Here is a 14,221-nt window from a genome sequence, read left to right as displayed (position 1 = left end):
AGCACACCTCCTGAGCAACGTCATCTGCTGAGAGACCGCTACGCTCCGTTGCCCCCACCCTCGCCCGGCAATACCGGACGATGATGGGGCGGATAGTCTCCAGCACCTCCCGGAGTGCGCCCCGATCACCGTTCACTGCGTCAGCAACGACAGAATCGAGACGTTCTCCCGAAATTGTCATCGCGGTTGATAACTCCAGCGTTACGTCGAGGACACATCCCGGCGGGGGGAAGTGGTTCTGCCGGCAGGCAGGTGGCCCCACTGTGCGGTGCGGCTCAGCTAAACAATAACGACCAGATCGGCCACAACCCGGTTACCGCGGGCGCCACACGCCGCCCCGTCTTGTCACGGTTTCGGCAGAGTCGTCGCGCAGGGCGGCGAGTTCGGCCTCCGAATGCTCTTTGCTGCCGATGTTCGCGAGCAACGAGGCCACCGCCCAGCGCAACGGAACCAGGCCCAACGATTCGGTTTGCCGCAACGCTTCGTCCGCCTCCCGGCGCGCCGGGTCGATATCACCCCTACTGCACAGCGCTGCGGCCAGGACGACGCGGGATTTCACGGCGTGCCGCACCGAGGCCAGGGTCGCAGCTAGCTGAACGGCACGTTCGGCATCGGCGACTGCGGACACCCCGTCCCCGCTGACCATCGCCAGTTCGGCCGACACCCACGCCAACCGCACGGGCAGGCGCGCCGCCGCCGAGTCGGCGACCACATCTGCCGCCCGCTGCAGCGCCCGTGCCGAGGCAGCGAACCGGCCCACACCCAGAGCGTCGGCGGCCAGTCCGATGAGAGCATCGGCCACCGGGGTCGCAGCGCCATCGGCCAGCGCCACCGCTTGCCCGTCCAACGCACGGGCCCTGTCATGCCACCCGAGCTGACGCAGGAACGACGCCCGCGTACTGAGAGCCAACGAGCCGAGCGGGCCCGGCGTCGCACGTCGCTGGAGTCGGTCGAGGTCGGAGAGCGCGCTGGCGTAACGGCCCTGGGCGCCTGCGGCGACCGCGCGCAACCACAGCTCGTGTGCTGTCACGGCAGCCGACAGCGGCCAGCGCCCGGGGTCGCTGCCGAACGCCACGCCATCCATCCCGACGGTGGCGGCGGGCGCGGGCTTGGTGCTCATCGGCTGGGGACGCTACCAAGCCGAAACGCTGTGAGAACCATGTTGGTTAACAGTTCATGATTAACGCGTTACCGCCGGGTCAACCGCCTACTGACAAACCCGGACATGCTGCGCGGCACCCCGGGAACCGATTAGCCAAAACAGCTGCTCAATTCACACTGAGTCGGCGTTCATAATTACCAATTCGACGCCCTCGCGTCGCGTGGATGAACACGATGTAAATTCCTGCCCGTTGCTCTGCGGTTATCCACAGCACCCGGCATTTGACGGCGATTCCGGCGCCCTTCTACGTTGTGTTCACGAGAAGTCATCGGCGACTGCACTCGGATCTGTACTACGACCCACCCGGCCCACAACATCTGTCGCGTAAGCGATCTGGATGCACAGATAGGGGTTTCCAGTGCCACAGCCGCAAGAGCTACCCGGTCCGAACGCCGACATCTGGGATTGGCAGATGGCCGGTCTATGTCGCGGAGCCGAGTCCTCGATGTTCTTTCACCCCGACGGCGAGCGCGGACGCGCCCGCGCACATCGGGAGATGCGGGCCAAGCAGATGTGCCGCAGCTGCCCGGTGATCACCCAGTGCCGCACCCACGCACTGTCCGTGGGTGAGCCCTACGGCATCTGGGGTGGCCTCAGCGAGTCCGAGCGCGAACTGCTCCTCAAACGGGGCATTCGCCGCAGCGCCTGAAACGCCCCCGGCGCGTTCCCCGCGCCCGCCGGCGCGCGAACAGCCGGTTGGCCGGTCGTCATTTCACCGTGTCGGCCAGCCAGCCAGCGCAGAGGTCGGCAACCTGGCGCCAGTTCGGCTCGAGGGTCAGATAGTGTCCGAAACCCTGTGCCTCATGAAACGTCGCGTTTGGACCGTGCCGCTGTGCGATGACGCGCGATGTCGACGGTGGGATCGCCAGGTCTTCGGATCCCGACACCATGAGCACCGGACACGTGATGTTCTGATAATCGATTCTGGTGGTCTGGTTTTCGTCGAAGATCCAGAAGAAGAGTTCGAACATGACGCGGCCCGACTCGGGTCCCAGGCGGTCGAAGACGCGTCTCTGCTCGGCCGGGTCGAGCATATTGAGCCCGAATTTGGACATCGTGTCGAAATCCGGCAAAAGGGTGCCTTCCCAGAACGGCCCGGCGGACATCAATGACTTGGCCAACGCACGCTCGTCCTCGGTTGTGGGCAGAACTCCCCAATTGACGCTGCCGTTGAGCAAGACGATCGCTCGGGCGAGTCCACGGGCAGCCAACTTCTGTGCGATCACACCGCCCAGCGAATGCCCGACGATGACCGGTTCTGTCTCCAACTCAGAAACGACGGCGGCAATGTCTTCCACGTAGTCGGAAATGCTGACTCCGGTGAGCAAATCCTCGGTATCCGCCGATCCTGCTTTGTCGTGATGCCGATAGGCCGGACTCAGACATCGCCAACCCAGGTCAGCAAAGTGCTGTTCGAAATTCGCCATCGTCCACGGACCAGCGTTGGTGCCGTGCACAAGCACCGCCTGAGTCTCCATCATTCGTCCTCTATCAAGTGAAATCACCCTATTCCCTGTGGGGGCTCACCGCGGCCGGCCCGTTGCGTGTTTCTGTTCGATCTAGGGCGCTCGCCGTCCCGTCCAACGGTTGGAAGATGACAGGGTTCGAGTCGACCTCCACGCTGACGGTCACCATCCGTGCCCATTCGCCGACGACTCAATCGCCGCAGACTACGCTTTTTCCCTGAGAGGTGGTTCAGGTGGCCAGGACCGACGCTGAAGTGCCTTCGGTGTGGTGGAGTCGCATTGCGGTGACGGTGGCGCTCGTGATTGCCCTTGCCAGTTGGCTGGGTTGGGCGACCGGTGTCGAACAGTTAACCCAGATTCGTCGGGACTGGCCGCACATGACGCCGTGGACCGCTGCGCTCCTGGCCGGACTGGGAATTGCCATCCTGCTGCAGCTGGGGCAGCAGTCACGACCCCGGGCGTGGATCGCTCGTGCCGTCGCCGCGTTGACCGGCGGCCTTGCGGCGGTGTTCCTGGCGGAGTACGTCACCGGTCGAGGGTTCGGACTAGACCAGATCTTGTTCTCCGATGCGGTCAGCACACTGCAGCAAAGCTGGCCTGGCCGCCCGAGCCCCCAGACGGCGATGTCAGTTCTGGCGCTGGCAGGGGCGGTCGCACTTCTGAGACTGGAGCGCCGCTGGATTCCGACAGCCTGGCCCGTGAGTATCGCGATTGCTGCGGCCCTTCCGCTCGTCGGAATCGTGGCCTACATGGTGGACGCTGCTCAGATGGTGAGTGTCTCGTCGTCCACCGGTATGGGCAGTTCGACAGCGATCGCCATGATGCTCCTGGTCGCAGCGACTCTCTTTGCCCGCCCGGATCGTAATCCGGTGGCTTGGCTGGTGGCGCGGCCCGACCGCAGGGTCCTGGCGACCGTGGTCATCACGTTCGCGGTCCTTCCGATCTGGGTTGCCGCCTGGCGGACCGTGTTCCTGGCGTTCGGCTTACAGGGCAATGCGGTGTGGGTGCTGTCGCTCACGCTGACCGCCCTCCTTCTCGGAGCGTCCTCATTCGTCATCACCCGGCATGTCCAACAGCTGTTGATCGACAAGTTAGCGCAGAGCCGCCAGCGCGCCGAGGCTGAGCACCAACGTGCCGAAGCGGACGAGCGGTATCGAATTCTCGCCGAGAACTCCATCGATGTTGTCGTTCACCTGCGGGGCAGAGAGCCGGTCTGGGTATCCCCGTCGATCGAGCCCGCGTTCGGTTGGACCGCTCAGCAGTGGATCGGCGCCGACTTCAGCCCCCGCATCCACCCCGATGATGTCGATACGGTGTTCACCGCGCTGGCTGAGATCGCTCGAGGCCGAGCGGCGGTCGCGCGGTTTCGCATCGTGACCGCCGATGGCGGCTATCGCTGGGTCGAAGGCCACGGAAAGCCCTACATCGATGTCGACGGCAACACCGATGGGGTGATCGTCGCGGTACGCATCGTCGACGCTCAGGTTGTGCTGGAGCGGCAGTTGCAGCAGGCCCGTGACTCAGCCATTGCGCTTTCCGAAGCAAAGTCCGACTACGTCGTGACAGTCAGCCACGAGATCCGCGCTCCCTTGCACGCCATCCTCGGTTTCTCCGAACTGCTGGACAACCAGCTGTCCTCTGAGGGCCGCAAGCTGGCTGCAGAGTGGTCCAGGCTGGTCCGCACGGAGGCGGAGCGTCTGACACGCCTCATCGACGATCTCCTCGACCTGTCCCGACTGGAGGCCGGAAAGGTGCAGATCGCCTCCAAGGCGTTCGCACTGCGCCAGATGGTCGAGGAAGTGACTGAAGTCTCAAGATTCAAGGCTGAGGCCAAGGGTCTGCGACTCGGCACCTCGGTCGACCCGAACATCTCGGATTGGCGCACCGGAGATCCCGACAAACTGCATCAAGTTCTGATGAACCTCGTCTCCAACGCCACCAAGTTCACTCGTGAGGGCCGCATCGACGTCGAGATTTCGGCGGGAGCCACCGCGACGGCCGACGATCTGGTCCGGTTCGCGGTAACCGATACCGGGCCGGGGATTCCCGGCGAAGAAATCGGTCGGATCCTGGAGCCTTTCGCACAAGTGTCGGCTTCCGACGCCGACCGAGGCAGCGGCCTGGGCCTACCGATCTCCGACAAGATCGTTCAAGTCCTGGGCGGTGAGGGGCTCGCCGTCGCCAGCCTCGAAGGGCACGGCACGACGTTCCACTTCACCATCGCCCTGCCGGAGTCGGCGCCTGCGGCATCTTCACCCAGCCCGGAGACCGCCGAAACCACAGAGACCGGTTCAGTGAAGACCATCCTCGTCGCCGACGACAACCCGACAAACCAATTGCTGGTCGAGGCCCAACTCACGAAGCTTGGCTACACGTGTGACATCGCGTCCAACGGGGCGGAAGCCCTGGAGCGCTTGGAATCGGGCAGATTCGAGGCGGTGCTGATGGACTGCAATATGCCGGTGATGGACGGATACGAGGCGACCCGCCGTATCCGGGCCAGGGAGCGCGGCACCGGCGTGCACCTACCCGTTCTGGCACTCACGGCGTCTGCGATGGATGCCAACCGCGATGCGTGCGAAAGGGCTGGGATGGACGGCTTCCTCACCAAGCCATTGCTCCTGTCCGAACTTGCCAAAGAGCTCACTCGCTTCCTGGGCGCGGATGGGGCGGACGACCTGGGTCCCAAAGCCGACGCCGGCGATTCCGGTCCGAACGGGTCCGATGCGCACCTCCTCGACGAAGCGCATATCGATCGGCTACGGGAAGAACTCGGAGCCGACCCACTGCACAAGGTTTTTCGCACCTTCGCCGCTGAAATGCCACGGCGCCTGGCCGAGCTTTCGCGGGTGGCAGCCAAGGGAGACCCCGACGCGGTACGGCGAAGCGCTCACGCCCTCCGCTCCCCCAGCACGATGCTCGGCGCAGCCGCGTTGGCTGATCGGCTCCGTATTGTCGAGGAGGCGGCAGACCCGGTCTCGAGGCTGTCCGAAGTCCGGCTCGATGACCTGATTGATGCGACGCTGCAGCGACTGCGCGCGAGGATTGGGCAATCTGCGGACCAAGGAGGAATCCCATGAAGGGCGTGTTGTTCAACGCCGTTGAGGAAGCGGTATCGCTCGAGTGGAGTGAAGATCTGTGGGATGACCTACTGATCGCCGCCGATCTGGAGGGGGCTTACACGGCCCTGGGAAATTATCCCGACGCCCAACTGGTTGCGCTGGCCAATGCTGCAGCCGACCGCCTGAATTCTCCGGTCGAGGATGTCCTACGGACACTGGGAAGAATCACCTTCAAACCTCTTTTCACACGTTACGGAGGCCTCCTGGAGGAGCCCACATCGCTGCGCGAATTCCTTCCCATACTCGAAGATTTGATTCACCCCCAGGTGCTGAAGCTCTACCCGGGAGCTTCGGTGCCACGATTCGTGTTGCGCGAAAATGGTGATGCCCTCGAGTTGGACTATCTGTCGGTGAGGAACATGTGCACGCTCGCCGAAGGGCTGGTTCTAGGGGTCGCCGATCACTACGGTGAATCCGTGGCAGTCGACCAGCCCAACTGCAAGCAGCGGGGCGACTCTCGCTGCACTCTACGAATCATGCCTGCGGCTTGACCGGGCCCAATGATCGGCCCGCGGCCGTTGAGCGCCTTGAGCGCCTTGAGCGCCGTCTTGCCCGCGAGCGGACGGCACGACTTCAGGCCGAGGCCATCGCAGAGCGCGTCACCTCGGATCGCTGGGAGCTCCGTCAGCAACTGGAGGAGAAGCTCGCCCTGCGGACCTCGGAATTGGCGGCGGCGAGGGTTGCCGCAGCCGAGGCGGTGACTGAGCAGGAGCGCTTCACTGCGGCGATAGCCCACGACCTCCGAACCGCACTGGGGGCACTGTTTTTTCTGGCCGATTCACTCTCTCCGGAGGAGCCGCCGAACGCCCAGCAGCTTGAGCAACTGAGGAACCTGCTTGCGGGCATGCGAACCGTCATGGACTCCCAGGCGAGCGCTACGACCGCTGCAGACGCCAACGCCGAGCGTCGAAACGCTGCCGGCAGGAGCCCCACTTCGCCGATGACGCTTGCAGACGTCGTCTCAGCCCACGAGGGGACCTGGCATCGGGTCGCCGCCCGCGCCGGCAAGCTATTGATGCTCGACATTGAAACCCCGTCCAGCCAGATGCAGGCTGGTTTCGGGGACGAGGTCAACGAGATCGTCCTTGGTGTCATCCAGCATCGGTTGGACGATTCTGAGCCGGTGATCGAATTGCATCTCACTCTCGGCCCCGGAGGCTTGCAGGTCAGCTGACCTATCGACGCTGATGCGCGTCGCTGCTGACCCCACGTTGCGGCCGGATTGATTGGTCCCGCGGTGATCCGCCGGCGCGGGGCCGCGCTCACAGTCACATGGCCTCGTCGCCGAGACCGCACCCAAATGCAAAGACGCCCCGGGCCCGCCGTAGGGCCCGAGGCGTCTCCTGCAACATCACTCAGTGGGAGTGACCATGCCCGTGGCCATGGTCATCGTCCTCTTCCTCGACCGGCTTATCGACGACCGCGGTCTCGGTGGACAGGATCATCCGCGCCACCGACGCCGCGTTGAGCAACGCTGATCGGGTGACCTTGACCGGGTCGATGACGCCGTCGGCGATCAGGTCGCCGTAGGCCAGGGTTGCGGCGTTGAAGCCCTGCCCGGCCGGCAGCTCGGAGACCTTGCTCACCACGACCGCCCCGTCCAGTCCGGCGTTGGCGGCGATCCAGTACAGCGGTGCCGACAGCGCCGCGGAGAACACGTCGACACCGAGGGCCTCATCGCCGGACAGTGACTCGCGCAGCTTCGCCAGAACGCCCCTGGACTGCACGAGCGCGGCACCTCCGCCAACCACGACGCCCTCCTCGACAGCAGCCTTGGCTGCGGAAACAGCGTCCTCAACGGCTTCCTTGCGCTTCTTCAGATCGGTCTCGGTGGCCGCGCCGACCTTGATCACGGCGACCCCGCCGGCCAGCTTGGCCAACCGCTCCTCGAGCTTCTCGCGATCCCAGTCCGAGTCGCTGCCCTCGATCTCGGCCCGCAACTGGGCGGCACGGGCGGCAACGGCATCCTTGGTGCCACCGCCGTCCACGAGGACCGTGCTGTCCTTGTCGACCACGACGCGGCGGGCTGTGCCCAGAACCTCCAGGCCAACCTCGCGCAGCACCAGACCGACGTCGGGGTTGATGACCTCACCACCGGTGACGATCGCGAGGTCATCGAGGAACGCCTTGCGGCGGTCACCGAAGAACGGCGCCTTGACCGCGACGGCCTTCAGCGTCTTGCGGATCGCGTTGACGACGAGCGTCGACAGGGCCTCACCTTCGACGTCCTCAGCGACGATGAGCATCGGCTTGCCGCTCTCGGCCACCTTCTCCAGCAGCGGCAGCAGGTCGGGTAGCGAGCTGATCTTGTCGCGGTGCAGCAGCACCAGCGCGTCCTCCAGCACAGCCTGTTGGGTGTCGAAGTCGGTCACGAAGTACGCCGAGATGTAGCCCTTGTCGAAGCCGACACCGTCGGTGATCTCCAGTTCCGTGGACAGCGTCGAAGACTCCTCCACCGATACCACGCCGTCGTGGCCGACTTTGGTCATCGCCTCACCGACCAGTTCGCCCACCTCGGCGTCGCGAGAGGACACCGTGGCGACCTGAGCTATCGACTTCTGGTCGGTCACCGGGGTCGCCTCGGCCAGCAGCGCCTCGGACACCGCGTCGGCGGCCTTCGAGATGCCCGCCCCGAGTGCGATCGCGTTGGCGCCGGCGGCGACGTTACGCAGGCCGGCCTTGACCAGCGCCTGGGCCAGCACGGTGGCGGTGGTGGTGCCGTCGCCCGCGACATCGTTGGTCTTGGTGGCCACCGACTTCACCAGTTGGGCGCCGAGGTTCTCGAACGGATCCTCGAGGTCGATCTCGCGGGCGATGGTCACGCCGTCGTTGGTGACCGTCGGCCCGCCGTACGCTTTGGCGAGCACCACGTGGCGACCGCGCGGACCCAGCGTGACCTTGACCGCGTCGGCGAGCTTGTCGACACCGACCTCCATGGCTCGGCGCGCGGTTTCGTTGAACTCAATCTGCTTACTCATAGATTTCTTTCCCTAAAGACGGGTATGCCGAAAGGCGGGTATGACGCGTGCCGCCCCGGACATCACCCATGCGGGAACGTCCGGGGCGGAACACGATTCGCTTACTTTGAAACGACAGCCAGCACGTCACGAGCCGACAGGATCAGGTACTCCTCATTGTTGTACTTGATCTCGGTGCCGCCGTACTTGCTGTAGATGACCACGTCACCCTCGGACACATCCAGAGGAATCCGCTTGTCGCCATCCTCATCCCAGCGGCCGGGGCCTACTGCGACGACGGTGCCTTCCTGCGGCTTCTCCTTGGCGGTGTCGGGGATGACCAGACCGGAAGCGGTCGTGGTCTCGGCCTCGTTGGCCTGTACGAGGATCTTGTCCTCGAGTGGCTTGATGTTCACGCTCGCCACGATGGAGCCCCTTCACTGATGTTGATGGATGTACTTGGCGGCCGGTGACCTTCCTCGCGCCGTCGTCGCGGGTGCCGACACAGGGATGGACCGACTGCCACCTAGCACTCTATACACGCGAGTGCTAACACTCAAGGTGGGGGTGCGCTGAGGGGACAACGCTCACATCACCTGACCCTGGACCACCGGCAGACCCGGGTCGCTCGCTACGTCGAGTGGGGAGGCCGCGGCTCCGGCGGCGATCAGGTGAGCGGCGAACGAAGCGATCATGGCGCCGTTGTCGGTGCACAGCCGCGGCCGCGGGATCCGCAACGTCAGGCCCGCTGCCGAGCACCGCTGCGCCGCCAGTTCACGTAGCCGTGAGTTCGCGGCAACGCCTCCGGCGATGAGCAGCGTCGACACCCCGAGCTCTTCGGCCGCGCGCACCGCCTTGGACGTCAGCACGTCGGCCACCGCTTCCTGGAATCCCGCCGCGACGTCGGCCCGGGACGCTTCGGGATGACGTTCCACGTAGCGCGCCACAGCGGTCTTGAGACCCGAGAAACTAAACGAATACCGAGCGTCGCGCGGCCCGGTCATACCCCGGGGGAACCCGATCGCGTCGGGATCTCCGGTGCGCGCGAGCTCGTCGAGCACCCTGCCACCGGGATACCCCAGCCCCAGCAGCCGCGCCACCTTGTCGTAGGCCTCACCTGCGGCATCGTCGACAGTGGAACCCAATTCGAGGATCGGCTCGCCCAACGAACGCACGTGCAGCAGGTTGGTGTGTCCCCCGGATACGAGCAGACCGATGCTCTCGGGCAGCCGACCATGGTCGAGGACATCGGCGGCCAGGTGCCCACCCAGATGGTTGACGGCGTAGAACGGCACCTGCCATGCCGCCGAATATGCCTTTGCCGCAGCAACTCCGACCAGCAGCGCCCCGGCCAGACCGGGGCCGATGGTTGCGGCGACGACATCGGGTTTGTCGATGCCTGCGACCTGTAACGCACGACGCATCGTGGGGCCCAGCGCCTCCAGGTGCGCCCGGGACGCGATCTCCGGGACGACGCCGCCGAAGCGGGCGTGCTCGTCGACGCTGGAGGCGACCTCGTCGGCGAGCAGCGAGACCGTGCCGTCGCCACCGAGTTCTGCGATGCCGACACCTGTCTCGTCGCAGGAACTCTCGATAGCCAGGACAATCATCGCCGCTCCCGTTTCATGGTGTAGGCGTCGGCACCGCTGACTCGGTAGTAGCGCTTGCGCATGCCGACCCTGGTGAAGCCTTCGCTTTCGTACAGGGCGATCGCCGCCGCGTTGTCCGTCCGAACCTCGAGGAAAATCGTTCCACCACGGGCGAAGTCGAGCAGCCGCGCGAGCAGCTGCCTACCGATGCCGCGGCCCTGGTGCGCGGGGTCGACGCCGATAGTGTGAATTTCGTACTCGAAAGGCCGGATCCGGCCCAGCCGGGCGATCCCGGCATAGCCCACCAGCTTGTCGCCGGCGCGTGCAGCCTCATAGTGATTGTGTTTGACAGCGAGCTCGGCCAGGAATGCTCGCGTCGGCCACGGATCGTCACCGTCGAACAGCTGGGCTTCAAGTTCAGCGCAGCGTGCCGCATCACCAGGCTCAAGCGCGCCGTACTGGATGCTTGCCGGGGTGCTCATCGCTTCGCCGTCTGCGGCTGAGCATCGGGCCGGCGCAGATACAGCGGGACCAAGGGATCGGGATCCGTGGTCCAATCCAGCACAGCGCCAACGAGACCCAGAGCGCTCGGATAGGCCTGCCCCAGCCGCGGAAGATCGAACAACGCCGTGTGCTCGGGTGACCCGGCGACCGCGTCGGCGCCGCCGGGCACATCGGCGGCCGCGCTCACCGCCGGCCCGTCGACACGCATGCCGTCGCGGTATCGCGCCCAGTACACCTCGCGGCGTCGCGCATCGGTCACTACCAAGACTTCCCCGGCGGTGCCGACGGCAATCGCGTCGAGGCTGCACACCCCACGCACCGGGATGCCGAGAGCATGTCCGACCGCGGCCGCGGTCGCCATACCCACCCGAAGCCCGGTGAACGGACCGGGGCCACAACCCACCACAACAGCGTCGAGCTGATCGACTGCCACCCCAGCTTCGCGCAGCGCAGCAACGATATTGGGGGTGAGCCGCTCGGCGTGCGCGCGGGGGTCGATGGTCACCTGCTCGGCGAGAACCTCTGCGGCCTCACCGGCAAGCCGGACGACGCCCGCCGTAACCGCGGGTGTGGCGGTGTCGATCGCCAGCAGCAGCCTGCTCACGGCCGGCTCCACCGCCAGCCCGCGGTGCGGACCTCGGAGTCCGGGGAGCGATCCAATCGGATGTCGAGGTGGCTGTCCGACAGCCGTTCGGCGACCCCCTCGCCCCATTCGACCACCACGACCGCGTCCTCGAGCTCGGTATCGAGGTCCAGTGAATCCAGCTCGGCGAGCAGATCCACCGACGCCTGATCCAGCAGCCGGTATAGGTCGACATGCACCATCGTGGGCCCGTCCGCGTGGCGTGGCCGGTGCACCCTGGCAAGCACAAACGACGGCGAGATCACCGGACCATCGACATCCATCCCCTGCGCAATACCCTTGGCCAGAACAGTTTTTCCGGCACCCAATGGCCCGGAGAGCACGACGACATCGCCGGCACGAAGATCGCGCCCCAGCCTCACTCCCAGGGCGATGGTGTCTGCGACGGTGGGCAGATCGGCGGTTCCCGCCGTCGCCGGCGGGCCGGCTCGGGTACCTGATGTCGCCGGCGGGCCGATTCGGGTGCCTGAGCGCTCATCCATTTCTGCGCCCCCGGTCCCGCATCCTGCGGGTCAGCGCCACGAGCTTGGACGGTGTGGCCCGTTCCACAAGCCGCACCAGTGCATCGTCGATGATCTCCGGGTGCTCGAGTTGAACGAGATGACCTGCGCCACCGACAATCACCAGCTCCGACTTCGCGAGCTCGTGGGCCATCGCCTCCGAATACTCCATGGGCGTGAGCATGTCGCGGTCACCACAGGCCACCAGCGTGGGTACCTTGCTCAGCGTCTTCAGGCCTCCGGTCTCGTCATGCACCTCGAGTGCGTGCAGGAACTCCACCAGGGTGGCGATCGGGGTGTCGTGCATCATCCGCTCGGAGAATGCCACCACGCTGGGGCTGATCTTCTCGTCGCCGTAGGACGCTTCTCGCAGAATGGGGCCGATCACCTTGCGCGCGGCGCCGCGGCCACGGTGTACCAGCTTCGGGGCATAACGCGCGGCGAACTGGACGGCTTCCAGTGCCGGGTTCTTCAGGATCTCACCCAGCGGCGAACGTGAAATCCCCTCTGCGGCAGAGGCGATCAATGCCGCACCGACGATGCGCGTCGGGTAGCGCTGCGGGTACTGACGGGCGTGCGACAGCACTGTCATCCCGCCCATGGAGTGACCGACCAGGACCACAGGGCCCCGCGGCGCCATGACGGCCAGCACACTCTCCAGATCCTGGCCCAATTGTTCGACGGTGTAGGTATCCGGCGACGCGTAGCCCGACTGGCCGTGGCCCCGCTGATCATAGAAGACCATGCGCACCTGGGGTCCCCACTGCTGGGAGAGCCGGGCGCGCTGAAAGTGGAAGGACCCCATGCGCAGACAGAATCCATGGGAGAACACCACGGTCAGTGGGGCGTCCTCAGGACCCACCTCGCGCACCGCGAGTGGCACCCCGTCCGGTGTGGTCACTACACAGCTGCGATCGGCGTCCAGCAGCTCGAAATCCTCGTCTGCGTAGGGGTCCTCATCGGTGACCCGATGGCGCAGAGAACGGGCCACCGAAACCCCGGCGGCGGTACCGACCGCAGAGGCGCCCGCCGCGCCGGCCAGCCACCCCGCCCGAGAGCTCACCGAGATTCACCTCCGCCTTGCTCGTGTCCACCTCGGAAACTTCGGACGATGCGCCCCCGCGGACTCGTGACGATTTCGTAGTTGATGGTGCCCAGCAACTCCGCCCAGTCCTGCGCGGTCGGTTCGCCTGCGGTACCGGGGCCGAACAGGATCGCCTCATCGCCCGCTGCCACGCCGGTCGGGCCCGGACCGAGATCCACCACGAACTGATCCATGCAGACGCGACCGACGCCTGGGTAGCGCCTCCCGTTGATCGACACCTCGATGCGACCGGACAAGCTTCTGAAGACGCCGTCGGCATAGCCGACCGGGATCAGCGCCACCGTGGTGTCCCGCTCGGCGACCCAGGTGTGCCCGTAGGACACGCCGTCGCCGGCCTTCAGCGAACGGATCAGCACCACCGGGCAGGTCACCGTCATCGCGGGTTGCAACCCCAGGTCGCCGCGTTCGGGCAGCGGACTCTGGCCGTACACCGCGATGCCCGGGCGCACCATGTCGAACGCCAGATCGGGACGTGTCAAGACCGCGGGCGAGTTGCTCAGATGCACCACCTCGAAGCGGAGCCCGCGGTCACCCGCCGTGGCCACCATGTCGGTCAGCCGCTGCGCCTGCAGATCGTTGAGCGGGTGGTCCGGATCATCGCCGTGCACCAGGTGCGACATGATCCCGTGTACCCGCACCGCGGCGTCGGCCTGGGCCCGCAGCAGCGCCGCGAGCACCGAAGGATAGTCAGAGGCCCCGACACCGTTCCGGTTCAGGCCGGTATCCGCCTTGATGGTGACCGTGGCGGCATGTCCGGTGCGCCGAACCGCGTCGACGACCTCCTCGACCTCACGCTCGCAGGACACCGCCACCTGGATATCGGCCAGCAGCGCGGGCGCGAAGTCGGTGTGCGGGGTGTGCAACCAGGACAGCACCGGTGCGGTAATGCCGTCCCGGCGCAGCGCCAACGCCTCGTCGAGCGTTGCGACACCGAGTTCGGCGGCCCCCGCAGCCAGCGCAGCGCGCGCTACCCGGGTAGCGCCGTGGCCGTAGCCGTCGGCCTTGACCACGGCCATCACCGCAGCTGAGCCTGCACATTCGCGCAGCCTAGCCACGTTGTGGGCGATGGCGTCAAGGTCGACTGACGCAGTGGGCAAGCCGGTGGGTGCCCTCGACACCTGCTGGGTCATGTTCGCGGTGGTGATCACTGCACCCGATTGTCCCAGGCGGGGA

General features: G+C 65.9%; 14 protein-coding genes and 1 pseudogene. 4 read left to right on the top strand and 11 right to left on the bottom strand.

Annotation, left to right across the window (positions count from 1 at the left end; translation table 11 throughout):
• A pseudogene (locus ACPGXI_RS02305) lies at positions 1-181 on the bottom strand (RNA polymerase subunit sigma); the annotation flags it as partial.
• 132 nt (positions 182-313) lie between these two features.
• Positions 314-1,120 carry a hypothetical protein gene (locus ACPGXI_RS02300; protein WP_526649370.1) on the bottom strand — a complete coding sequence of 269 codons (807 nt, stop codon included), beginning with the start codon at positions 1,118-1,120 and terminating at the stop codon, positions 314-316.
• Positions 1,121-1,520: 400 nt separating this feature from the next.
• Here ACPGXI_RS02300 and ACPGXI_RS02295 point away from each other — a divergent pair, with 400 nt between their 5' ends.
• The gene (locus ACPGXI_RS02295; RefSeq protein ID WP_526649368.1) at positions 1,521-1,811 is read left to right on the top strand and encodes a WhiB family transcriptional regulator; all 291 of its coding nucleotides are present in this window, start codon (positions 1,521-1,523) and stop codon (positions 1,809-1,811) included.
• A 58-nt stretch (positions 1,812-1,869) separates the two neighbouring features.
• Here the strand turns inward: ACPGXI_RS02295 and ACPGXI_RS02290 are convergent, their stop codons facing one another.
• Positions 1,870-2,640 (bottom strand): alpha/beta hydrolase, encoded by a 771-nt coding sequence (locus ACPGXI_RS02290; RefSeq protein WP_526649366.1) that lies wholly within the window; start codon positions 2,638-2,640, stop codon positions 1,870-1,872.
• 221 nt (positions 2,641-2,861) lie between these two features.
• Between ACPGXI_RS02290 and ACPGXI_RS02285 the strand changes: the two genes are divergently transcribed.
• Genes ACPGXI_RS02285 through ACPGXI_RS02275 form a run of 3 tightly spaced genes read left to right on the top strand, consistent with a single transcriptional unit; the run spans position 2,862 to position 6,924 of the window.
• The gene (locus ACPGXI_RS02285) at positions 2,862-5,708 is read left to right on the top strand and encodes an ATP-binding protein (RefSeq protein ID WP_526649364.1); all 2,847 of its coding nucleotides are present in this window, start codon (positions 2,862-2,864) and stop codon (positions 5,706-5,708) included.
• Positions 5,705-6,241: a heme NO-binding domain-containing protein gene (locus tag ACPGXI_RS02280; RefSeq protein WP_526649362.1), complete on the top strand. Its 537-nt coding sequence runs from the start codon at positions 5,705-5,707 to the stop codon at positions 6,239-6,241. Before ACPGXI_RS02285 ends, ACPGXI_RS02280 begins: the two co-directional genes overlap by 4 nt.
• Positions 6,238-6,924 carry a hypothetical protein gene (locus tag ACPGXI_RS02275; protein ID WP_526649360.1) on the top strand — a complete coding sequence of 229 codons (687 nt, stop codon included), beginning with the start codon at positions 6,238-6,240 and terminating at the stop codon, positions 6,922-6,924. Before ACPGXI_RS02280 ends, ACPGXI_RS02275 begins: the two co-directional genes overlap by 4 nt.
• 181 nt (positions 6,925-7,105) lie before the next feature.
• Here ACPGXI_RS02275 and groL read toward each other — a convergent pair whose 3' ends face one another.
• The 8 genes from groL to alr all read right to left on the bottom strand — a co-directional run bounded on the left by groL (position 7,106) and on the right by alr (position 14,178).
• Positions 7,106-8,728 carry a chaperonin GroEL gene (gene groL / locus ACPGXI_RS02270; RefSeq protein WP_526649358.1) on the bottom strand — a complete coding sequence of 541 codons (1,623 nt, stop codon included), beginning with the start codon at positions 8,726-8,728 and terminating at the stop codon, positions 7,106-7,108.
• Positions 8,729-8,829: 101 nt separating this feature from the next.
• Positions 8,830-9,132 (bottom strand): co-chaperone GroES, encoded by a 303-nt coding sequence (groES, locus tag ACPGXI_RS02265; protein ID WP_526649356.1) that lies wholly within the window; start codon positions 9,130-9,132, stop codon positions 8,830-8,832.
• 162 nt (positions 9,133-9,294) lie between these two features.
• On the bottom strand, positions 9,295-10,317 hold the full coding sequence (tsaD, locus tag ACPGXI_RS02260; RefSeq protein ID WP_526649354.1) for a tRNA (adenosine(37)-N6)-threonylcarbamoyltransferase complex transferase subunit TsaD: 1,023 nt from the start codon (positions 10,315-10,317) through the stop codon (positions 9,295-9,297).
• Positions 10,314-10,778 carry a ribosomal protein S18-alanine N-acetyltransferase gene (gene rimI / locus ACPGXI_RS02255; RefSeq protein WP_526649352.1) on the bottom strand — a complete coding sequence of 155 codons (465 nt, stop codon included), beginning with the start codon at positions 10,776-10,778 and terminating at the stop codon, positions 10,314-10,316. The genes tsaD and rimI overlap by 4 nt, the downstream gene beginning before the upstream one ends.
• On the bottom strand, positions 10,775-11,404 hold the full coding sequence (gene tsaB, locus ACPGXI_RS02250) for a tRNA (adenosine(37)-N6)-threonylcarbamoyltransferase complex dimerization subunit type 1 TsaB (protein ID WP_526649350.1): 630 nt from the start codon (positions 11,402-11,404) through the stop codon (positions 10,775-10,777). Before tsaB ends, rimI begins: the two co-directional genes overlap by 4 nt.
• Entirely contained in the window at positions 11,401-11,925 is a 525-nt protein-coding gene (gene tsaE, locus ACPGXI_RS02245) for a tRNA (adenosine(37)-N6)-threonylcarbamoyltransferase complex ATPase subunit type 1 TsaE (protein WP_526649348.1), read from the bottom strand. Before tsaE ends, tsaB begins: the two co-directional genes overlap by 4 nt.
• Complete coding sequence (locus ACPGXI_RS02240; protein ID WP_526649346.1) at positions 11,918-13,006, bottom strand: alpha/beta fold hydrolase; 1,089 nt, start codon at positions 13,004-13,006, stop codon at positions 11,918-11,920. Before ACPGXI_RS02240 ends, tsaE begins: the two co-directional genes overlap by 8 nt.
• Positions 13,003-14,178: an alanine racemase gene (alr, locus tag ACPGXI_RS02235; RefSeq protein ID WP_526649393.1), complete on the bottom strand. Its 1,176-nt coding sequence runs from the start codon at positions 14,176-14,178 to the stop codon at positions 13,003-13,005. The genes ACPGXI_RS02240 and alr overlap by 4 nt, the downstream gene beginning before the upstream one ends.
• Positions 14,179-14,221: the final 43 nt, after the last annotated feature.

It is taken from the genome of Mycobacterium sp. (assembly GCF_049608025.1).
GTDB lineage: Bacteria > Actinomycetota > Actinomycetes > Mycobacteriales > Mycobacteriaceae > Mycobacterium.
Note: the sequence above shows the minus strand (reverse complement) of the source record. Positions and strands in the feature narration are given on the sequence as shown.